The organism is Allobosea sp. GW821-FHT03A12 (assembly GCF_058986765.1).
This window is the reverse complement of record NZ_JBYSVZ010000004.1, coordinates 653,423-675,475: the sequence shown is the minus strand read 5'-3', so window position 1 is coordinate 675,475 and position 22,053 is coordinate 653,423. Positions and strand designations below refer to the sequence as shown.

Below are 22,053 nucleotides of genomic sequence, written 5' to 3'. Positions count from 1 at the left end.
GCCGCGCATGTGCCGGCTGAAGCCGGCCTGTTGCAGGGAGAAAAGTTCGGTCAGGGACGGACGACGGAAGCGAGCGGCAGAGCGGGCGGACAGCCCGTCGCCACCTGAGAGGTTTCGACGAAACACCGAAAGGGAGAACGGCGTCGTTTGCTCCGACATCTTACCTTTGACCTGCAGCGCGCCTCGAACGGGGCGCACCGCGTTGACACGCTCGCGGACAAGAAGACCGGCGCCGATTGCTGCCTGGCGCAAGCCCGTCCGCGGACGATTCCGTTGCTGGCTGCCTTCGCGCCGGCACGGATCGGAATGATCCGGTCGTTCGGCCAGTTCGCAGGGCGTCAGCGGGCCAGGGACCCGGTTTGCGCGCTGCGGTAGCCTTCGCGATGCAACCGTCTCCATTACAGACAGGCGATGCATTTTTGCAAGCGCGTTAACGGTGGGTGATCGGCAAGGCTCGGGTTCCGGGCGCTGGCCGGGCGTGGTAACGAGTTGTCAACGATTGGCGACGCTATGGTTAAGTCTTGTTAAGCGTCGGACCAGCGAATCGAGGAGTTTCCTCCTGCTTCACCGGCTTCGCCTCTCCGCAAAGGGCGTCCCGCACCGCATCGCCATGATGGCCTTGCGGCTTTTCGCATGTGCGGCATTCATCCTGTCGTCGCTCGCGCTCGCAGTTGCGAATTCGCCGGCGCGGCCCTCCGGCGATCTTCCGGTCGCCACCGATGCGCGGCTGGAGGTCCAGGGCGAGAACGTCCGGCTGACCATGGCGCTGTCCCGGCCGGTGAGCGCCAACGCCACGGTCATGGCGGGGCCCGACCGCGTCATCGTCGAGCTGCCCTCGGTCAACTTCCAGGTCGATGCGAAGCAGGGGCGCAAGTCCGCGGGCTTCGTCTCCGGCTTCCGCTACGGCCTGTTCATGGCGGACCGGGCCCGCATCATCCTCGATCTCGCCCAGCCGGCCGCGGTGGCGAGCGTCACGGTCAAGCCGGTGCGCGGCGGCTTCGGCGAGCTCGTCGTCGAGCTGAAGCGGGTCAGCCGCGAGGAGTTCGCCGCGCTCGCCCGCGAGACCGCGGCGAAGACGCAGCTGCCGAGCATCCCGGTCGAGCGCAAGGCCGAGGGCGATTCGCGCCGCATCGTGGTGATCGATCCCGGTCATGGCGGCATCGACCCCGGCACCCAGGTCGCGGCGATCGCCGAGAAGGCGGTGGTGCTCGCCTTCGGGCTGAAGCTGAAGGAGCAGCTCGAGGCGCAGGGGCGCTACCGGGTGATCATGACCCGCTCGGACGATACCTTCATCTCGCTGAACGACCGCGTCCGCATCGCGCGCGGCGTCGAGGCCAATCTCTTCATCTCGATCCACGCCGATTCGCTGGCGCAGGCCCAGGATGTGCGCGGCGCCACGATCTATACCGGCTCTGAGCGCGCCAGTGATGCCGAGGCGGCGCGGCTGGCGGCCAAGGAAAACCAGGCCGACGCCGTCGCCGGCCTCGATTCGAGCGAGGACGTGCAGGATGTCGCCGGTATCCTGATGGATCTCGCCAAGCGCGAGACCCGCAGCTTCTCGACGATCTTCGCGCGAAATCTGGTCGAGCGGCTCGGCGGTTCGGTCAGGATGCACAAGGTGCCGTTGCGTTCGGCGGGTTTTCGCGTATTGACCGCTCCCGACGTGCCGTCGGTTCTGATCGAGCTCGGCTACATGTCGAGCCCGAAGGACGCCGAATTGCTGAATTCCGAGGGCTGGCGCACGCAAGCTTCCGCGGCCGTCCAGCAAGCGGTCGACCAGTATTTCGAGCGCCTGCAGAGCCCGGGCAAGGCTGCGCAAAGCAGGCCCTGACGGGACGACGGCCGAACATGGCGATTTGTGGTCGCAAAGCCACGGTTCCGCCATCTCTGCCGTGATATAGAGACGAGTTGAAGATCAGCCGGGCAGGTCGCGACGCCGTAGGGGGAGGGCGACGACGCTGCCGCTAGCCGAGGTCAAAGTTCTCGATGCGGTTCATACTGCGCCTTTTCGGATGGGCGTTCGCCGCCGGCACGATCCTGTTCGTGATCGGCGTCGCAGGCGCGGCCGGCGTGATCTGGCACTACTCCAAGGACCTGCCCGATTCGGCGCAGCTGCGGAATTACGAGCCGCCGGTGATGAGCCGCGTCCATGCCGGCGACGGCAGCCTGATCGCCGAGTTCGCGCGTGAGCGGCGGCTCTACCTGCCGATCCAGGCGGTGCCGAAGCTGATCATCGACGCCTTCCTCTCGGCCGAGGACAAGAACTTCTACAAGCATTTCGGCGTCGATCCGGAAGGCTTGGCCCGCGCCGCGATCTCGAACTTCCGCAATCGCGGCTCCGGCCGCCGGCCGCAGGGCGCCTCGACCATCACCCAGCAGGTGGCGAAGAACTTCCTGGTCGGCTCCGAGCAGAGCATCGAGCGCAAGATCCGCGAGGCGCTGATCGCGCTGCGCATCGAGTCGACCTATTCGAAGGACAAGATCCTCGAGCTCTATCTCAACGAGATCTATCTCGGCGCGCCGGCGCCGGGGCAGGGTAGCTACGGCGTCGCCGCGGCTGCGCTGAACTATTTCGGCAAGTCGGTGCATGAGCTCAACGCGCAGGAGGCGGCCTATCTCGCCGCCCTGCCGAAGGCGCCGACCGACCTGCACCCGTTCCGCAACCGCGAGCGCGCGATAGAGCGCCGCAACTACGTGCTCGACCGCATGGCCGAGAACGGCTTCCTCAAGCGCGCCGATGCCGACACGGCCAAGAAGCAGCCGCTCGGCGTCAATCCGCGCACGGTCTCGCCGAACCAGATCGCCGCCGGCTACTTCGCCGAGGAGATCCGGCGCGAGCTGCAGGACCGCTATGGCGAGAAGAAGCTGCTCGAAGGCGGCCTCTCCGTCCGCGCCACCGTCGATCCAAAGATGCAATTGATGGCGCGCAAGGCGCTGGTCGACGGCCTCGTGCGCTTCGACGAGGCCCGCGGCTGGCGCGGCGCGATCCAGAAGATCGACGCGGCGAGCCGCGAATGGGGCCTCGCCATCGCCGAATTGCCGGTGCTCGGCGACGTCAAGCCCTGGCGCCTCGCCGTCGTGCTCGACGTGGCCGGTGACAGCGCCCGCCTCGGCCTGCAGCCGATCCGCGAGGCCTCCGGACAGCTCAGGCCGGAGCGCGAGACGGTGACGCTCGGCCCAGACGGCATCCGCTGGACGCGGCGCACCCGTGTCTCGCAGGCGGTTTCGGCGGGCGACGTCGTCTATGTCGAGCCGATCGACGGCAAGCCTGGACAGGTCCGTCTGCGCCAGATGCCCGAGGTCAACGGTGCGATCACCGTGATGGACCCGTTCTCGGGCCGCGTGCTCGCCATGGTCGGCGGCTTCTCGCATGACCAGTCGGAGTTCAACCGGGCGACGCAGGCGCTGCGCCAGCCGGGCTCGTCCTTCAAGCCCTTCGTCTACGCGACTGCGCTCGACAACGGTTACACCCCGTCCAGCATCGTGCTCGACGCGCCGATCGAGGTCGACCAGGGCGGCGGCCTCGGCATGTGGACGCCGAGCAACTACGACGGCAAGTTCACCGGCCCGCGCACGCTGCGCTACGGCATCCAGTTCTCGAAGAACCTGATGACGGTGCGCCTCGCCAAGGATGTCGGCATGCCGCTGATCGCGGAATATGCCCGCCGCTTCGGCATCTATGACGACATGCTTCCGGTGCTCTCGATGTCGCTCGGCGCCGGCGAAACCACGGTCATGCGCATGACCGCGGCCTACTCGATGCTCGCCAATGGCGGCAAGCGTATCCGGCCGACCTTGATCGACCGCATCCAGGACCGCTGGGGCGCGACGATCTACAAGCACGACCAGCGCACCTGCGAAGGCTGCGAGGCGGATAAATGGGCCAACCAGCGTGAGCCGCGCCTGATCGACAATCGCGAGCAGGTGCTCGATCCGCTGACCGCCTACCAGATGGTCTCGATGCTCGAAGGCGTCGTCAACGCTGGCACCGCGACGGTGGTCAAGTCGGTCGGCAAGCCGCTTGCCGGCAAGACCGGCACGACCAACGACGCCAAGGATGTCTGGTTCGTCGGCTTCTCGCCGGACCTCGCCGTCGGCGTCTACATGGGCTTCGACAAGCCGAAGTCGCTTGGCAACTCGGCGACCGCCGGCCAGTACGCCGCGCCGATCTTCCGCGACTTCATGACCGTCGCGCTGAAGGACAAGCCGGCGACGCCGTTCCGCGTGCCGCCGGGCATCAAGCTGATCCGCGTCGATCCCCGCACCGGCATGCGCGCCGGCGGTGAGGGCGGCATCCTCGAAGCCTTCAAGCCGGGCACGGCGCCGCCGGACAGCTATTCGGTGATCGGCGCTTCCGACGGTACCGGCGGGGCGATGAGCGTTGCTCCTGCGGGCGGTCGCTCGGTCGGCTCGGGCACGGGCGGTCTCTACTAGAGATCGTTTCTGCTAATGCGGAGCGCGGGCGCTGAAAGCGGCTCCCGCGCCTGTGGTTGGGTTTTGCAGCTAGGTCTCGGCTTCAGCCGAGATGCTTTGTCCCCTGCGGGCTGTGACCAATGAAGGCCTATGTAGCGCTGCTGCGCGCGGTCAATGTCGGTGGGACCGGAAAGCTCCCGATGAGCGAGCTGACGGCGATGTGCCAGGATGCAGGCCTGCTCAAGGTCCGGACCTATATCGCCAGCGGCAATGTCGTATTTTCCAGCGACGCGGACGAAGCGGATATCAAGGCGAGACTCGAGGCCAGGCTGCAGGCCTATGCCGGAAAGCCCGTCGGCGTGCTGATCCGGTCTGCGGATGAGATGGCTGGGGTGCTGGCTCGCAATCCGTTCTCGGACAAGCCGGGCAATCGGACGGTCGCACTGTTCGTCGATGGTCCGCTTCCTGCCGACGCATTGAATGACGCGCGCGGTGTCCAGGACGAATTGATGCGGCTGGGGCAGCGCGAGATCTACGTCTTCTACGGCGATGGAATGGCTCACTCGCGCCTGCGCATTCCGGCTGGCGATGCCGGCACGGCGCGCAACATGAATACCGTCGCCAAGCTCGCCGAGATGGCCGGAGCGCTCTGACTGCGACTGCCAGCGAGACCATGGCCGCCGTTTACACCCGGTCCTTTCACCCCTATCTGAACAGCTTCGCTCGGCGTGCCCGACCGAATCCCATAAGGAAGCCCCGACCGTACCATGCGACCCGAAATCCAGACGCAACTCGATAACGCCAAGCAGTCGATCGGACTGCTGAGGAGGCATCTTTGACTGGGATGTCGCACAACGACGCCTAGCGGAGCTGAACGCGCTTTCCGAAGGCCCCGATTTCTGGAACGACGCCGAAGCCGCGCAGAAGCTGATGCGCGAGCGCACCCAGCTCGAGACGCAGATCGAGGGCATCACCAAGCTCGAACGTGACGTCGAGGACGCGCTCACGCTGATCGAGCTCGGCGAGATGGAAGAGGATGAGGCGACGATCGCCGAGGGCGAGGCTGCGATCAAGGCGGTCGAGGCCGAGGCCGGCCGCCTGCAGGTCGAATCGCTGCTCTCCGGCGAAGCCGACATGCTCGACACCTATGTCGAGATCCATCCGGGCGCGGGCGGCACGGAGAGCCAGGACTGGGCCGAGATGCTGCTGCGCATGTATCGGCGCTGGGGCGAGCGGCGGAAGTTCAAGGTCGAGACGCTGGAATACCAGGACGGCGACCAGGCTGGCATCAAGTCGGCGACGCTGCAGTTCAAGGGCCACAACGCCTATGGCTGGCTGAAGACCGAATCGGGCGTGCACCGGCTGGTCCGCATCTCGCCGTTTGATTCCAATGCTCGGCGCCAGACCTCGTTCGCGTCGGTCTGGGTCTATCCGGTCGTCGACGACCGCATCGTCATCGACGTCAAGGAATCCGACTGCCGGATCGACACCTACCGGGCCCAGGGCGCTGGCGGCCAGCACATCAACACCACCGATTCGGCGGTGCGCATCACCCATATCCCGACCGGGATCGTGGCCGCGTGCCAGCAGGAGCGTTCGCAGCACAAGAACCGGGCCAAGGCCTGGGAGATGCTGCGCGCCCGCCTCTATGAGGTCGAGCTGAAGAAGCGCGAGGAGAAGGCCAACGCCGAGCAGGCCTCGAAGACCGATATCGGCTGGGGCCACCAGATCCGCTCCTATGTGCTGCAGCCCTACCAACTGGTGAAGGACCTGCGCACCGGCGTCGCCTCGACGGCGCCGTCCGACGTGCTGGACGGCGATCTCGATCCGTTCATGGAGGCCTCGCTGGCGCAGCGTGTCTACGGCACGAGCGTCGAAGTCGAGGACATCGATTGAGCGCGGCCAGAGCCGGATGCATTCAGATGGCAATGCTAGCGTTGCCATCTGAATGCTGAATCCGTCTCTTATCAAAAGCTTAGAGCGGGATTTATGCGAAAAACCGGTTCCCACTTTTTCGCATCCCGCTCTGAGCGTTCCCGCGGCCGCGAGGTTCTCATCAATCTCGCGGTCTCGCTCGGCAGCGTCGTCGTCTTCCTGCTGTTCTGCGAGCTGGTGCTGTTCCGCTTCGTGCTGCCGGCCAGCGACGTGCCGCGCAATGCCTTCGTCAACGAGGTCGTGCGCTACCAGCCCGGGCAGAGCGGCGTCTGGCGTGTGCGCGACGAGATCGCGGCGCCCTTCCAGATCAATGCGCGGGGCTGGAACTCGCCGCTGCCGGACTACCCGGTGGAGCGCAAGCCGGGAGTAAGCCGCATCGCCTTCGTCGGCGACAGCTTCGTCGAGGCGCTGCAGGTGCCGTTCGACAAGACCTTCGCGGAGGCGGTCGGGGCCAGGCTTGCGGCCAGGGGACCGGTCGAGGTCCAGCGCTTCGGCGTCGCCGGCGCCCCGCTCAGCCAGTACCTGCAGATGGTCGAGCGCGAGGTCGAGCAGCGACGGCCCGATCGCATCGTCGTCATGCTGGTCCACAATGATTTCGACGAAAGCTTCGTCTTCAAGCCGGGACGCTACACCTCGAGCTTCCTCAAGCTCAGGATCGAGGGCGGCAAGGTGGTCGGCGAAGTGCCGCCGCAGCCCTGGCAGGCCGGCTGGGTCGAATTCGTCCGGCAGAGCGCGACCGCTCGCTTCCTGCTCTATCGCTGGCAGGTCAGGCCGCAGACGCTGGTCGATGCGATCCTCGGACCGGCCAAGGCAGCGGGTGAGGGTGGCTATGCCGCCAATATCGATGTCGCGAGCGTGTTGGTGCTGGAGGCCGACATTCGGGTTGCGACGGACTATCTCTTCGGCCGCCTGAAGGCGCGCGCCGATTCGATCGGGGCGAAGCTCCAGCTCGTCATGGATGGCGATCGCGAGGCGATCTATGCCGGCCGCGCCAACAGCCCGGCGTTGAAGCTCAACAGGATTTCCGCGGAGATGGCGGCCAGACACGGCATCGCCTTCCTCGACCTGCATCCCGTCTTTGCGGCCGAATGGGCCAAGGCCGGCAAGCGCTTCGAGTTCGGTTCCGATGCGCATTGGAACGAATACGGCCACCAGGTGGCCGGCGCGGCGATCGCCGAGGCGCTGAAGTAGCGAAGAGACAAGTTATCGAATCAAAACAGCCTGCTGTAGCGGAATGCTGCAGCAGGCTGTGAAAGCTTTGCCTATGCCTCTGAGAGACTTCAGAGCTGCCCCGCCAGCTTGTCGCCGGCGCGCAGGAAGCGGTTCGGATCGGCAGGCTCGCCGTCGATACGGGTCTCGTAGTGAAGGTGAGGCCCAGTGGAGCGGCCGGTGGAGCCGACGCGGCCGACCAGCGTGCCGGCCGTGACCGTCTGTCCCTCGCTGACCAGGATCGCCGACATATGGGCATAGCGAGTGGTGATGCCGCTGGCATGCTCGATCTCGACCATATTGCCGTAGCCGCCGGAGTACTCGGCCGTCACGACCTTGCCCGGGCCGGTCGCGCGCACCGGCGAGCCGTGCTCGGCGCGCAGGTCCATGCCGGTGTGCAGGGCGGCGCCGCGCGTGAAGGGGTCGGCGCGATAGCCGTAATTGGAGCTCAGCTCGAGTTCTCCGGCGAGCGGCCGGCGCAGCGGCAGCTGCTCGACGAGGCCACGCAGGCGGAAGACGGTGGCGATGCGCGGCTGCAGCGAGCTCAGGGTCGCCTCGAACGGCCCTGCAGAGGCATCGAGGTTGACCGGGACCAGGGGGCCACCAACGCCTTTTGGAAGCGGGGTCGCGACGGCCAACCTGTCGGTATCAAGGCGGGTTTCGGCAAGGGCGCTGCGCAGGGTCTTCTGGGTATCGCCGAGATTCTTGTCGATCTCGCGCAGGGCCGCAAGCTGCGTCGCCGAGCTGCGTTCGATCGACTGGTCGAGCTGGATGAGCGTTTCGGCGACGCGCTTGGCCGGGGCTACCGGCTCCTCGGCCTCGCCCGACTGCCAGGGCGCCGGGCGGTCGTCCGCCCCACGCAGCGGCAGGGCTTCCGGCGCCGGCGTCGGCTTGCCCGAGGCGAAGGGCGCGAAGCTGGTGACGCCGGAGGCGCGGATTGGCTCCTCGGGCTTGATCATGCGCTGGCGGAGCGGGTTCTTGGCAGCCTGCGACACGCCGATTCCGGCCGATTGCAGGCTCTCGGCGACCGCGCTGACCAGGGATTGCCGCGATTCGAGCTCGGCCTGGCGCATGGCGATCTCGCCGACGCGGGCCTCGACGCCGTCCTGGTCGAGCAACGCGCGGCTGGCGAGCCGGTCGACATCGGCGCGCAGGGTGGCGATCCGATCCTCATAGGCATACTGGCGGGAGGTCTCGCGGCTGATCAAGCGCGCGGCGAGATCGTCCTTGCGTAGGATGTACCAGCTCGTCGCGCCGCTCCAGGCGGTGGTCAGCGCCAGCAGGCTGAGGCCGAGCAGGGCGGTCGAGCGGCGAATGGTGAAGCTGCGGCGGGCGAGGAGGCCGGTCACGGCAAGCTCGTGGCCGGCGGTCTGAGCACGGGAATCGGAGGAGGTCATACGCAATACCGACAGTGACGCTGCGATAGGGTGATTAGACCTCGTTAGGGTTAATCAATCGCAAATCGCCGCGGGTTTTGCAAGCTTTCGAACCGCTATCTCAGATATCGCGTGCTGCCGCGAGCACGGCCTCGGCATGGCCCTTGACCCGGACCTTGGCCCAGACGCGCGCGATCTTGCCGGTCTCGTCGATCAGGAAGGTGCTGCGCTCGACCCCCATATAGTGGCGGCCATACATCTGCTTCTCGACCCAGAGGCCGTAGGCCTCGATCGCCTTGCGCTGCTCGTCGGAGACCAGCGTCAGCTTCAGGTCGTATTTCTGCTTGAACTTGTCGTGGCGCTTCACCGAGTCCGGCGAGATGCCGATCACCGTCGCGCCGGCCGCAGCGAAGTCGTCGCGCAGCGCGTCGAAGGACAGCGCCTCGTTGGTGCAACTCGTCGTGTCGTCCTGCGGATAGGCATAGAGCACGATCTTGCGCCCACGCAGGCTGGAGAGCGTGAGCGAGCCGCCGCCATCTGTCGGCAAGGTGAAGTCGGGGGCCGCCATGCCTTCGTTCAACGCCATCTTCGCCTTCCTTTGGTCTCGATCACATGCAAGGGCCGGGGAAGCCGCAGGCGATAAGCCGGCTCAGACCACAGACCAGAACCGACCGGAGCGAATCAGCTAGCGTGCCGCTGCTGTACCGCTCACCGGATCAGGCGCATCATAGGGATGGCGAGGCGGCCTGGCTGCCAGAGCTGCCGCATCGATCCGCATGATTCGAGCAGCAAGACAAGAAGCGATTTCGTTTGACCGAGACCAGCAAGATCGACGCGGTTCCCGCACCTGCCACGGCTGCCGAGGCGGAGTGCCAGGAGGTCGTCGCCGTGGCCAAGCGCGCCTGGCGCGGCATCGTCACCGTCGCGCTCACGGTCTGCGTCGCCGTCGTCATGCTGGGTTTCGCTGCAGCCGCCTTGCTGGTCAGCGGCTTCATCCCGCTCTCTGGGCTCGAGGGCCGGATCTCCACTGCCATCGAGGAGCGGCTCGGGCCGAACTGGAAGGTCACGGCCGAGCACGCTCAGCTCGACCGCCTCGACGGTCGTTCGCGCCTGCGGGTCCGCGAGGTCTCGTTCCGGCATGCCGGCGGAGCCTCGTTCCGGGCGCCGGAGGCGGTGCTGGGCTATGATCCGATGGCGCTGCTGCGCGGCGACATCCGCCTGGTCTCGCTCGACCTGCGCGGCGTGAACATCCGGCTCGGTGTCAGGCAGGACGGCTCGCTGCTGCTGGAGCAGGACGCCCAGCCGGAGCAGGCGCCGAAGACGCCTGTCGCCGGCGATCCCGTCGACTGGGACGCCTTTGCCGGCGCGATGAACGCCATCGGCGCTCTGGTCTCGAACGACGGGCTGCTCGGCTCTCTGGAAGTCGCCGGCATCGGCGGAGCGCGCGTGACGCTGATCGATCCGGCCGGACGGCAACGCTCCGGCCTGGAGGATGTCGACGTCAGGCTGGAACGGTTCGGTGGCGGGCAGGCGCGGCTCTCGATGAAGGGACGGATCGGTCCACGCTGGAAGGAGCTGGCGATCGACCTGGCGAGCGCACCGGATGGGACGCGTAGCGCCACGGTCGACATCCAGCGCTTCGAGCCGGCCGAGGCGGTGGCGCTGGCCTTCGGCAACGCCATGGTCGCACTCGATGGCCTGGCGCTCAGCGGCAAGATCTCGCTGACCCAGACCGGCGGCGGTGAGCGCAGGATCGCGGCGGGGCTCTCCGTCGCACCGGGCGTGGTCAAGGTCCACAATGCCGGGATCGACCCGGTCGAGATTCAAGGCGCCAAGCTCGACTTCACCAGCGAGGACGGGCTCAAGACGATCAAGATCGCGACCGCCCAGCTCCAGGCCGGCGAGACCAGGCTCGCCGGCAGCGGCGAGGGGCGCAACGAGAACGGCATCTGGCGGCTGGCGCTCGACGGCTCCGGGCAGGTCGCCGGCATCGGCAAGGATCCCGCTGTCGTCCTCTCGAGCCTACACACGCAGCTCGAGGTCGATCCTGGCGCCGGCGAAGTCAGGATGGGGCAACTCTCCTTCAAGGGGCCGCTGATCAACGCCGAGGGCTCCGGCATGGCGCGCCGGCGCGACGACAAGAATTCGCATCAGTTCCAGATCAGGGCGGTCGATACCGACATGCGGGCGGCGCTCGCGGTCTGGCCGGCGGTGACCTCGCCAGGCCTGCATGCGGCTTTGGTCGAGATGGTGAAAAACGGGCGGGTCGAGGAGATCGACGTCAAGCTGGCGATGTCGCCGGAGGCCAATGCACGGCTGTTCGATGGCAAGGGCATGGACGACGACGCCGTCGCTGTGCGCTTGAAAGCCTCGCAAGTCAGCTTCCTGCCCAATCCCGGCCTGCCGCTCCTCACCGATGCGCGCGTCGTCGGCTCGACGACCGGCCGCACTGTCGACCTCGCCATCTCGCAGGCCACGGCCGAGGTCGGGGAGGGCCGCAAGCTCCAGCTCGGCGAAGGCACCTTCGCCATGTCCGACACCTGGGCAGATCGGCCGCAGGCCCGGATCGGCTTCAAGTCGACGGGGTCGGCCGATGCGCTGGTCGCGCTCCTCAATTTCCCGTCCCTGCGCGAGTTCTCGCCGCTCAAGATCGAGCCCGGCGCGCTGCGCGGCGCGATCGACCTGAGCAACCAGCTCTCCCTGCCGCTGGTCAACGATCTGACCTTCAACGACGTCGTGATCCGCAGCAATGGCATGCTCACGAACATCGCCTCGGACAATCTGCTCGGCGGCGAGAAGCTGGAAGGCGCCAATCTGGCGCTGACCTATGATCGCGGCCAGCTCTCGATCAAAGGCGAGGGCAGGGTCGGCGGCGACAAGGCGCCGATCGAGCTCAGGCAGAATGCGAAGGGGCAGGGCGAGGCGACCGTCTCGCTCAATCTCGACAATGCCGCGCTGAAGCGACGCGGCTTCGGCCCCGAGACCGGGATCAGCGGGCCGATGCAGGTCAAGGTCGTGAAGTCGCTCGGCCGGACGCCGGAGGCACCGCCGCGCGTCGAGGTCGACCTGACCAAGGCCGCGATCGACACGGGCGTGCCCGGCGTCAGCAAGCCGGCCGGCCGGGCAGGCAAGGCAGCCTTCAGCTATGTCGTCGACGATGACGGCCCGGATCTTGAGGACCTGACGATCGAGAGCGCGCCGCTGCTGGCCAAGGGACGCATCTCGCTGACCAAGCAGAACACGTTCGAGAGCGCGAGCTTCTCGCAATTGCGCCTGTCGCCCGGCGACAACCTGACCAAGGTCGAGATCGGCCGCGACGGAAACCTGACCAAGCTCTCGGTGCGCGGTGCGGTGCTCGACGCCCGGCCCTTCATCCGCGACCTGTTCGATGCCCCGGCCCCGCCGGCAAGGAGCGGCGCTCGCGGCAGCCAGAACACCGCGTCGGGCCCCGATTTCGACCTCGACCTCGACGTGCCGATCCTCACCGGCTTCAACAGCGAGGCGCTCGGCAATTCGCAGCTCAAGCTGTCGCGCCGGAATGGTGCCCTCCGCTCGATCGCCTATCAGGGCCGTATCGGCAAGGCGGACCTCTCGATCAAGCAGGTCAAGCAAGGCGATGGCGCGTCGCCGATCGTGGTGCAGTCCGAGAATGGCGGCGCCACCTTGCGCTTCCTCGACCTCTATCGCCGCGCCTATGGCGGCGACCTCGTCCTGCAACTGGGAGCTGGCGAGGGGCGCCAGCCGGGCGAACTGCTCCTGCGCAACTTCATGGTGCGGGACGAGCCGGCGTTGCGCCGTGTGGTCGGCCCGCCGGGCTCCCAGGCGCCGGGCGCGCTCGACAGCACCGGTGCGCCGGCCCCGCGCATCGATGCGAGCGATGTCGCCTTCACCAAGCTGCGCGCCGAATTCGTGCGCAGCGCCAGCCGGGTCGACATCAACGATGCCGTGCTCTGGGGCCAGCAGGTCGGCTTCACCATCCAGGGCAATGTCGACTATGGCCGCGATCGCGTCGATATCGGCGGCACCTTCGTGCCGGGCTATGCCTTCAACAACGCCTTCGCCCAGGTGCCGGTGGTCGGCATGATCCTTGGCGGCGGGCAATATGGCGGGCTGTTCGCGGTGAATTTCCGCGTCTCGGGCTCGGCCAGCCAGCCGACAATGACGGTGAATCCGCTTTCGGCGATCGCGCCCGGCATCCTGCGTCGCTTCGTCGACCCGCTCGGCGGCGGGCCGATGGGGCAGACACGGCCCGGGGCGCAGATGCCGGTGCCGGGGACGGCGGAGCGCTAAAAAGGGCGCTTGGCTCGCAATACGAACCGAGCGCTCAAATCAGCCTTTGTGCGGCGAAGGCGGCCGTCAGACCGGCCGCAGCAGGACGTGTTTCTTCTTGCCGAAGGAGAGCTTGACCGCGCCGTCGACGAGGTCGGCCGGCGAGAGCGTCGCGCGCTCGTCCGAGACCTGGGCATCGTTGACGCGCAGGCCGCCGGCCTTGATCTGGCGGCGGGCTTCGCCGGTCGAGGGCACGAGGCCGGCGCTGACGAAGACGCTGAGCACGCCGAGGCCTGCGTTCAGCTCGGCCGCGGGTACCTTGATGCTCGGCAGGTCCTGCGCCGCGCCGCCTTCCTCGAAGGTCTTGCGAGCGGTCTCGGCCGCCGCCTCGGCCGCTTCGCGGCCATGCAGCAGCGCCGTCGCCTCGGTCGCCAGCACCTTCTTGGCTTCGTTGATCTCGGAGCCGCCGAGCGCGGCGAGCTTGGCGATTTCCGCCAGCGACAGGCGCGTGAACACCTTGAGGAAGCGGCCGACATCGGCGTCCTCGGTGTTGCGGAAATACTGCCAGAACTCATAGGGGCTGAAGAGGTCGCCATTGAGCCAGACGGCGCCGCTGGCGGTCTTGCCCATCTTGGCGCCGGATGAGGTGGTCAGCAGCGGCGTTGTCAGCGCGAAGAGCTGCTTGCCCTCCATGCGGTGCGAGAGGTCGACGCCGTTGATGATGTTGCCCCACTGGTCCGAGCCGCCCATCTGCAGGCGGCAATCATAGCGGCGGCTGAGCTCGACGAAGTCGTAGCCCTGCATGATCATGTAATTGAATTCGAGGAAGGAGAGCGACTGCTCGCGATCGAGCCGCAGCTTCACCGAGTCGAAGGAGAGCATGCGGTTGACCGAGAAATGCCGGCCGACGTCGCGCAGGAACTCGACATAGTTGAGCTTGAGCAGCCAGTCGGCGTTGTTCACCATCAGCGCGTCGGTCGGGCCGTCGCCATAGCGCAGGATGCGCGAGTAGACCCGCTTGATGCTCTCGATATTGGCGTTGATCTCCTCGATCGAGAGCAGCTTGCGCTGGTCGTCGCGGAAGGACGGGTCGCCGACCATTGAGGTGCCGCCGCCCATCAGCGTGATCGGCCGATGCCCGGTCTCCTGGAACCAGTAGAGCATGGTGACCGAGATCAGGTTGCCGATATGCAGGCTGGTCGCGGTCGCGTCATAGCCGACATAGGCGGTCTGCGGTCCCTGCCGGCAGAGCTTGTCGAGCTCCTCCGGGTTGGAGATCTGGTGGATCAGGCCGCGCTCGTCGAGCGCACGCAGGAAATCGGACTTGAAGGCGGTCATGACAGGGCTCGATGGTTTGACGGTTCTCGCGTCATGGTCGGGGTTGTCCCGACCATCCACGTCTTCGCTGGTCGCAGGCGGTGTGCAAGACGTGGATGCTCGCCACGAGGGCGAGCATGACGGCGCTGGCGCTCAGGCCTTTTCCTGCTCGCTCTTGAGGATCTCGGGGCCGACCTTGCGGTCGAGATAGACGCCGACCTGGTCCATCAGCTGGTCGACGCGGCCGTCGAAGAAGTGGTTGGCGCCCTCGACCACGGCGTGCTCGATCTGGATGCCCTTCTGGGTCTTCACCTTCTCGATCACCGCCATCACCTCCTTGACCGGGGCGACGCGATCCTCCGAGCCGTGCACGAACAGGCCGGAAGACGGGCAGGGGGCGAGGAAGGAGAAGTCGTAGCGGTTGGCCATCGCCGCGATCGAGAGGAAGCCCTCGATCTCAGGGCGGCGCATCAGCAGCTGCATGCCGATCCAGGCGCCAAAGGAGACGCCGGAGATCCAGCAGCTCTTGGCCTCGGGGTTCAGCGCCTGCATCCAGTCGAGCGCGGCGGCGGCGTCGGAGAGCTCGCCGGCGCCGTGATCGAACTGGCCTTGGCTGCGGCCGACGCCACGGAAATTAAAGCGCAGGGCCGAGAAGCCGCGGTTCACGAAGGTGTAGAACAGGTTGTAGACGATCTGGTTGTTCATCGTCCCGCCGAATTGCGGGTGCGGGTGCAGGATGATCGCCAGCGGCGCGCCGCGCTTCTTGGCGGGCTGGTAGCGGCCCTCGATCCGGCCGGCCGGTCCGTTGAAAATCACCTCAGGCATTCTGATCCCGCCTTTTGCTGGGCGAAACCGCAGGCAGAGCGGGTGCGAAAGCGGCCATGCGACCGCCGCGTACCCGTTCCACCCTTGACGGCCCCGCCGCTCGCGCCCTACATCAAGCGCTTAGAATGGTTCTAACAGCCGTGAACAGAACTGGAACATGCAGGCGAAACACGCCTGCGGTTCCGGTCCATCGCGGCTCGGACGGGCGGCTATAGCACGGCGCAGGGGTGCGATTTCAAGCATTTCGTGCCGCGTCCTCGGGCAAGCCCTCCGGAACGGAGCATAAGCGCAGGTGTTCGCGACGACCCGCAGCTATCTCGACCACAACGCCACGACGCCGGTGCGCCCGGCCGTGGCGGAGGCGATGCTGCGGGCCTTGCAGATGCCGGGCAACCCGTCTTCCGTCCATCATGAGGGCCGTGCGGCCCGCGGCGCCGTCGAGCAGGCGCGCGAGCAGGTCGCGGCGCTCTGCGGCGCCAAGGCGAGCAATGTCGTCTTCACCAGCGGCGGCACCGAGGCCAATGCGACGATCCTGTCGCCCGGCCTCAGCGATTGCAGCGGTGCGCGCGATTGCGCGCGGGCACCGGTGACGCTGCTGCTCTTCAGCGCGAGCGAGCATCCTTGCGTGCGCGACGGCCATCGCTTCCCGACCGGCCAGGCTGAGGCGATCCCGGTCGATGGCGAAGGCATTGTCGATCTCGGTTGGCTTGGCGAGCGGCTCGTGCGCTTTGCGGCGGAGCGGCCGGATGAGCGTGCGCTGGTCTCGGTGCATCTCGCCAACAACGAAACGGGCGTGCTGCAGCCGGTCGCCGAGATCGTTGCCATCGCCAGGCGACATGGCGCGCTCGTGCACTCCGACGCAGTCCAGGCCGCTGGCAAGATCGCGATCGATATCAATAGCTTGGGTGTCGATGCCCTGACATTGTCCGCCCACAAGATCGGTGGCCCCAAGGGCGTCGGCGCGATCGTGTTCCGCACCGGGGCGCTCGAACTCGCCGACAAGCCCTTGCGCGGCGGCGGCCAGGAGCGCGGCTGGCGCGCCGGTACCGAGAACCTGCCGGGCATCGTCGGCTTCGGCGTCGCGGCTGAGGAGGCGGGCAAGGCGCTCGCTGCCGAGGCGACCCGGCTGGGCGGGCTGCGCGATGAGCTGGAGGCCCGGCTGGTGGCGCTGGCGCCGGATACCGCGATCTTCGGCAGCAAGGCACCGCGCCTGCCCAACACCTGCGCCTTCGTAACGCCCGGCATCAAGGCCGAGACGGCGCTGATCATGCTCGATCTCGCCGGGGTCGCCTTGTCCTCGGGCTCGGCCTGTTCCTCCGGCAAGGTTCGGCGCTCGCATGTGCTGACAGCCATGGGCATCGACCCTGTCATGAGCGAAGGGGCCTTGCGCGCCTCGCTCGGATGGACCACCTGCGAGGCAGACATCGACCAGTTTATCGCGGCCTATGCGAAAGCCCTGGCCGTAAACCCGAACCGGAAGGTTCAGGCAGCCGCCTGAGGCCTCCCGCAAGACCAAGACCGAACCGGCGGGCCTTGAACCCGCGACAGGAGTGTAGACATGGCAGCGGTCCAGGAGACCATTGATCAGGTCAAGTCGATCGACGTGACCGAGTACAAATACGGCTTCGTCACGGAGCTTGAGGTCGACAAGCCGGCCAAGGGCCTGACCGAGGACACGGTCCGCTACATCTCGGCTCGCAAGAACGAGCCGGAATGGATGCTGGAATGGCGCCTCGACGCCTTCCGGCGCTGGAAGACCATGACCGAGCCGACCTGGTCGCGCGTCAACTATCCGCCGATCAACTACCAGGACATCTATTACTACGCCGCGCCGAAGAAGGGCGCCGACCCGAAGTCGCTCGACGAGGTCGATCCGGCGATCCTGGAGACCTACAAGAAGCTCGGCATCCCGCTGCGCGAGCAGGAGATCCTGGCCGGCGTCGCGCCGGAGAACCGCGTCGCGGTCGATGCGGTGTTCGACTCGGTCTCGGTCGTCACCACCTTCAAGGACGAGCTCGCCAAGGCCGGCGTGATCTTCTGCTCGATCTCGGAGGCGATCCGCGAGCATTCCGAGCTGGTGAAGAAATATCTCGCCACCGTGGTGCCGGTGACCGACAACTATTTCGCCACGCTGAACAGCGCGGTCTTCACCGACGGCTCCTTCGTCTACATCCCCAAGGGCGTGCGCTGCCCGATGGAGCTGTCGACCTATTTCCGCATCAACGAGCAGAACACCGGCCAGTTCGAGCGCACGCTGATCATCGCCGACGAGGGCTCCTATGTGAGCTATCTCGAAGGCTGCACAGCGCCCAAGCGCGACGAGAACCAGCTGCATGCGGCGGTGGTCGAGCTGATCGCGCTCGACGATGCCGAGATCAAGTACTCGACCGTGCAGAACTGGTTCCCCGGTGACGCCGAGGGCAAGGGCGGCATCTACAACTTCGTGACCAAGCGCGGCGATTGCCGCGGCAAGCGCTCGAAGATCTCGTGGACGCAGGTCGAGACCGGCTCGGCGATCACCTGGAAGTACCCGTCCTGCATCCTGCGCGGCGACGGCTCGCGCGGCGAGTTCTACTCGATCGCGGTGTCGAATGGCGCGCAGCAGGTCGATAGCGGCACCAAGATGCTGCATCTCGGCAAGAACACCACGTCGAAGATCATCGCCAAGGGCATCGCGGCCGGAAAATCCGACTCGACCTATCGCGGCATGGTCTCGGCCCACCGCAAGGCGACCGGCGCGCGCAACTTCACCAATTGCGACTCGCTGCTGATCGGCGACCAGTGCGGCGCCCACACGATCCCGTACATCGAGGCCAAGACCTCCACCGCGATCTTCGAGCACGAGGCGACCACGTCGAAGATCGGCGAGGACCAGATGTTCTACTGCCAGCAGCGTGGCCTCTCCGAGGAGGAGGCGGTGGCGCTGATCGTCAACGGCTTCGTCAAGGAGGTGCTGCAGCAGCTTCCGATGGAGTTCGCCGTCGAAGCGCAGAAGCTGATCACCATTTCTCTTGAAGGCTCCGTGGGCTGACGCCCGGTCGTTTCCGAGGTGCCCGGGTCAAGCCCGGGCATGACGCCTGAATGAAGCGCGTCATGGTCGGGCCTGACCCGACCATCTCCAGCAGAATGGAACTCTGAACAATGCTCGAAATCCGCAACCTCACCGTCAAGATCGCCGACGAGGACAAGCAGATCCTCAACGGCCTCAACCTCACCGTGAACGCCGGCGAGGTCGCCGCGATCATGGGGCCGAACGGCTCCGGCAAGTCGACGCTCTCCTACGTCATCGCCGGCAAGGAGGACTATGAGGTCCTCGACGGCGAGATCCTGCTCAACGGCGAGAACCTGCTGGAGATGGAGGCCGATGCCCGCGCCGCCGCCGGCATCTTCCTTGCCTTCCAGTACCCGCTGGAGATCCCCGGCGTCGCCACCATGACCTTCCTCAAGGCGGCGATGAACGCGCAGCGCAAGGCGCGCGGCGAGGCCGAATTGCTGACGCCCGACTTCATCCGCCAGGTCAACGGCGCCGCCGACAAGCTCGGCATCGACCGCGAGATGCTGCGCCGGCCTCTCAATGTCGGCTTCTCCGGCGGCGAGAAGAAGCGCATGGAGATCCTGCAGATGGCGCTGCTGTCGCCGTCCATGTGCATCCTCGACGAGACCGATTCCGGCCTCGACATCGATGCACTGCGCATCGTCGCCGAGGGCGTCAATGCACTCCGCGCCCAAAACCGCGGCTTCCTGGTCATCACCCACTATCAGCGCCTGCTCGACCATATCGTGCCCGACACCGTGCACGTGATGTCGAAGGGCAAGATCGTGCGGACCGGCGGCAAGGAGCTGGCGCTCGAGCTCGAGAAGAGCGGCTATGCCTCCTATGGCGAGGCCGCGTGATGGCGATCATCACCCCGCTCAAGACCGCGGCCGAGCAGCAGCTCGCCGAGCAGTTCGCCAGCATCAAGGCCGAATTGCCGGGCGCCGGCGCGATGCGCAAGGTCCGCGAGGACGCTTTCGCCGGCTTCGAGGCCAAGGGCCTGCCGCATCGCCGGCTCGAATCCTGGCGCTATACCGATCTGCGCAATCTCGTGCGCGAGGCGATGCCGCTGGTGCGCCGTCCGGCGCGGCCGCAGGCGATCGCCGACCGGCTGGCGCTGCAGACCATCGCCGGCCGGCGCTTCGTCACCATCGACGGCGTGCTCAGCGCGGCTGATTCCGATCTCGGCGCCCTGCCTGATGGCGTCACCGCACGCAGCCTGGCCGAGGCGTTGACCGAGAGCCCCGACGAGATCGCCGCGGCCTTCGCTCCGCCGGAGGTGGCCCGCGACGACAGCGCCCTGATGCTCAATGCCGCCTTCGCCCAGGACGGCGTCGTGATCGAGGTCGCCGATGGTGCGGAAATCGCCCAGCCATTGGTGCTGCTGGCACTGGGCTCCGGGGCGAGCGAGGCGTCGATCGTCTCGCGCGCGCTGATCAGGGTCGGTGCCGGTGCCAAGGTCACGGTGGTGGAGCTGCAGGAGAGCGTCGGCCCGGTGCCGGTGCAGATCAACCACGCGACCTCCTTCGTCATCGACGAGGGGGCAGAGGTCGAGCATGTGCGGATGGTGACGCGCCAGCGCGCCGAGACCGTGCAGGTGCAATCGCTGCTGGTCGAGCTCGGCGGTCACGCCACCTTCGATTCCGTCGCTGTCGCGGTGAATTGCGGCGTGCTGCGCCAGCAGAGCTTCCTGCGCTATGGCGGCGAACATAGCCGCGCTGGCCTGCGCGGCATCAACCTGCTGCGCAAGCAGGAGCACTCCGACGTCACGCTGGTGATGGACCATGCGGCGGCCCATGGCGAGAGCCGCGAGCTGTTCAAGACCATCATCGAGGGCGAGGGCACCGGCGTCTTCCAGGGCAAGGTCGTCGTGCGCCCGCATTCGCAGAAGACCGATGGCAGCATGAAGAGCCATGCGCTGCTGCTGAACGATGGTGCGACCATGTTCAACAAGCCGGAGCTCGAGATCTTCGCCGACGACGTGGTCTGCGGCCATGGCGCGACCGTGGCGCAGATCGATGCCGAGCAGCTCTTCTACCTGATGGCGCGCGGCCTGCCGCGGCCGCAGGCCGAAGCGCTGGTGCTCGCCGCCTTCGTCGGCGAGGTCGCCGATATGGTCAGCGACGAAGGCGTGCGCGAGATCGTCGGCCGCGAGATCGATTGCTGGCTCGGCCAGCGCGAGGGTGCACCCAAGCTTGGAGCGGCCTGATGCCTTACGTCAACCTGCAGATCACCAAGGGCGCGACCCGCGCGCAGAAGGCCGAGATCGTCAAGGAATTCACGCAGACTTTGGTCCGCGTGCTCGGCAAGAACCCGCAGGCCACCCATATCGTGATCCAGGAGATCGAGCGCGAGGATTGGGGCCATGCCGGCATCCTCGTCGCCGATCGGCCCGCAGAGCCCGCCGGGAAGGCCTGAGATGAACGCGATAGCGAAGCCCTACGACGTCGAGACGATCCGCAAGGACTTCGCGATCCTCTCGCGCCAGGTTTACGGCAAGCCGCTGGTCTATCTCGACAATGCCGCTTCGGCCCAGAAGCCGGAAGCGGTGATCGAGGCGATGACGCGGCTGATGCGCGAGGACTATGCCAACGTCCATCGCGGCCTGCACTACCTCGCCAATGCCTCGACCGAGGCCTATGAGGCGGCCCGCGAAAGCGCCCGCCGCTTCCTCAATGCCGCGCATATCGAAGAGGTGCTGTTCACCCGCTCCTCGACCGGGGCGCTGAACACGGTCGCCTCCTCGCTCGGCCAGTACCTCAAGATCCAGGACGGCGACGAAATCATCCTCTCGATCCTGGAGCACCATTCTAACATCGTGCCCTGGCACTACTGGCGCGAGCGGCATGGCGCCGTGATCAAATGGGCGCCGGTCGACGAAGACGGCAATTTCCTCATCGAGGAATTCGAGAAGCTGATCACGCCGCGCACCAAGGTGGTGTCCCTGACGCATATGTCGAACGCGATCGGCACCATCGTCCCGATCGCCGAGGTCGCGAAGATCTGCCAGGCCTATCGTATCCCGCTGGTCGTCGACGGCTCGCAGGGTGCAGTGCATCTGCCGGTCGACGTGCAGGCGCTCGGCTGCGATTTCTACGCTTTCACCGGCCACAAGACCTATGGGCCGACCGGTTCGGGTATCCTCTGGGGCAAGCGTGAATGGCTGCAGAAGCTGCCGCCCTATGAAGGCGGCGGCGAGATGATCGCGACCGTCAGCGAGGACGCGATCACCTATAACGATCCGCCGCACCGCTTCGAGGCCGGCACGCCGGCGATCGTCGAGGCGGTCGGCCTGGGCGCCGCGCTCGACTACATGATGGCGCTCGGACGCGAGAACATCGCCGCGCACGAAGCCAGGCTCAACGCCTATGCGATGGAGCGGCTCGGGCAGATGAACTCGATCCGCGTCTTCGGCAAGGCGAAGGAGAAGGGCGCGATCATCGCTTTCGAGCTCGCCGGCGCGCACGCCCATGACGTCGCGACGGTGATCGACCGGGCCGGCGTTGCGGTCCGGGCCGGAACGCATTGCGCCATGCCGCTGCTCGCGCGCTATGGCGTGACCTCGACCTGCCGTGCGTCCTTCGGCCTCTACAATACGCTGGAGGAAGTCGATATATTGGTGGAAGCCCTGCGCAAGGCGGAAGAGCTGTTCTCCTGACGCTCCCGCTCCCGCTC

Annotated in this window: 16 protein-coding genes; 12 read left to right on the top strand and 4 right to left on the bottom strand. The window is 66.7% G+C overall.

All coding sequences use genetic code 11. From position 1 onward, the window contains the following. The first annotated feature begins 613 nt into the window (after positions 1-613). The 5 genes from AC3WLC_RS17425 to AC3WLC_RS17405 all read left to right on the top strand — a co-directional run bounded on the left by AC3WLC_RS17425 (position 614) and on the right by AC3WLC_RS17405 (position 7,539). Entirely contained in the window at positions 614-1,831 is a 1,218-nt protein-coding gene (locus tag AC3WLC_RS17425) for an N-acetylmuramoyl-L-alanine amidase (RefSeq protein ID WP_493685159.1), read from the top strand. Between the two features lie 155 nt (positions 1,832-1,986). Next, positions 1,987-4,434, top strand: coding sequence for a penicillin-binding protein 1A (locus tag AC3WLC_RS17420; RefSeq protein WP_493685158.1), 2,448 nt, complete (start codon positions 1,987-1,989; stop codon positions 4,432-4,434). Positions 4,435-4,553: 119 nt separating this feature from the next. Then, a complete protein-coding gene (locus tag AC3WLC_RS17415) occupies positions 4,554-5,066 on the top strand; it encodes a DUF1697 domain-containing protein (RefSeq protein ID WP_493685157.1) in 513 nt (170 codons plus the stop codon). 114 nt (positions 5,067-5,180) lie between these two features. After that, positions 5,181-6,309 (top strand): peptide chain release factor 2 gene (gene prfB, locus AC3WLC_RS17410; protein ID WP_493685156.1). Its coding sequence is split into 2 segments (ribosomal slippage): positions 5,181-5,249 and positions 5,251-6,309, totalling 1,128 coding nucleotides; the frame shifts between segments, so codons are not numbered across the junction. A gap of 93 nt (positions 6,310-6,402) precedes the next feature. Next, positions 6,403-7,539, top strand: coding sequence for an SGNH/GDSL hydrolase family protein (locus AC3WLC_RS17405; RefSeq protein WP_493685155.1), 1,137 nt, complete (start codon positions 6,403-6,405; stop codon positions 7,537-7,539). A gap of 89 nt (positions 7,540-7,628) precedes the next feature. Here AC3WLC_RS17405 and AC3WLC_RS17400 read toward each other — a convergent pair whose 3' ends face one another. Then, complete coding sequence (locus AC3WLC_RS17400; RefSeq protein WP_493685154.1) at positions 7,629-8,906, bottom strand: M23 family metallopeptidase; 1,278 nt, start codon at positions 8,904-8,906, stop codon at positions 7,629-7,631. 148 nt (positions 8,907-9,054) lie between these two features. Beyond that, positions 9,055-9,519 carry a peroxiredoxin gene (locus tag AC3WLC_RS17395; protein ID WP_493685153.1) on the bottom strand — a complete coding sequence of 155 codons (465 nt, stop codon included), beginning with the start codon at positions 9,517-9,519 and terminating at the stop codon, positions 9,055-9,057. 224 nt (positions 9,520-9,743) lie between these two features. Between AC3WLC_RS17395 and AC3WLC_RS17390 the strand changes: the two genes are divergently transcribed. Further along, entirely contained in the window at positions 9,744-13,223 is a 3,480-nt protein-coding gene (locus AC3WLC_RS17390; protein ID WP_493685152.1) for a hypothetical protein, read from the top strand. A gap of 66 nt (positions 13,224-13,289) precedes the next feature. On the opposite strand, the gene tyrS is transcribed toward AC3WLC_RS17390, so the two are convergent. Beyond that, entirely contained in the window at positions 13,290-14,540 is a 1,251-nt protein-coding gene (gene tyrS / locus AC3WLC_RS17385) for a tyrosine--tRNA ligase (RefSeq protein ID WP_493685151.1), read from the bottom strand. Positions 14,541-14,672: 132 nt separating this feature from the next. Next, complete coding sequence (locus AC3WLC_RS17380) at positions 14,673-15,344, bottom strand: alpha/beta hydrolase (RefSeq protein WP_493685150.1); 672 nt, start codon at positions 15,342-15,344, stop codon at positions 14,673-14,675. 292 nt (positions 15,345-15,636) lie between these two features. On the opposite strand from AC3WLC_RS17380, the gene AC3WLC_RS17375 reads away from it, so the two are divergent. From AC3WLC_RS17375 to AC3WLC_RS17350, 6 genes are all read left to right on the top strand, one after another. Further along, complete coding sequence (locus tag AC3WLC_RS17375) at positions 15,637-16,842, top strand: cysteine desulfurase family protein (RefSeq protein ID WP_493685149.1); 1,206 nt, start codon at positions 15,637-15,639, stop codon at positions 16,840-16,842. 60 nt (positions 16,843-16,902) lie between these two features. Next, a complete protein-coding gene (sufB, locus tag AC3WLC_RS17370) occupies positions 16,903-18,375 on the top strand; it encodes a Fe-S cluster assembly protein SufB (RefSeq protein ID WP_493685148.1) in 1,473 nt (490 codons plus the stop codon). A 110-nt stretch (positions 18,376-18,485) separates the two neighbouring features. Next, positions 18,486-19,238, top strand: a complete 753-nt coding sequence (gene sufC / locus AC3WLC_RS17365) for a Fe-S cluster assembly ATPase SufC (protein ID WP_493685147.1) — start codon at positions 18,486-18,488, stop codon at positions 19,236-19,238. Continuing rightward, positions 19,238-20,587 (top strand): Fe-S cluster assembly protein SufD, encoded by a 1,350-nt coding sequence (gene sufD, locus AC3WLC_RS17360; protein WP_493685146.1) that lies wholly within the window; start codon positions 19,238-19,240, stop codon positions 20,585-20,587. The genes sufC and sufD overlap by 1 nt, the downstream gene beginning before the upstream one ends. After that, positions 20,587-20,796 carry a tautomerase family protein gene (locus AC3WLC_RS17355; protein ID WP_377010217.1) on the top strand — a complete coding sequence of 70 codons (210 nt, stop codon included), beginning with the start codon at positions 20,587-20,589 and terminating at the stop codon, positions 20,794-20,796. The genes sufD and AC3WLC_RS17355 overlap by 1 nt, the downstream gene beginning before the upstream one ends. A 1-nt stretch (position 20,797) precedes the next feature. After that, positions 20,798-22,036 carry a cysteine desulfurase gene (locus AC3WLC_RS17350; protein ID WP_493685145.1) on the top strand — a complete coding sequence of 413 codons (1,239 nt, stop codon included), beginning with the start codon at positions 20,798-20,800 and terminating at the stop codon, positions 22,034-22,036. The last annotated feature ends 17 nt before the right edge of the window (positions 22,037-22,053 follow it).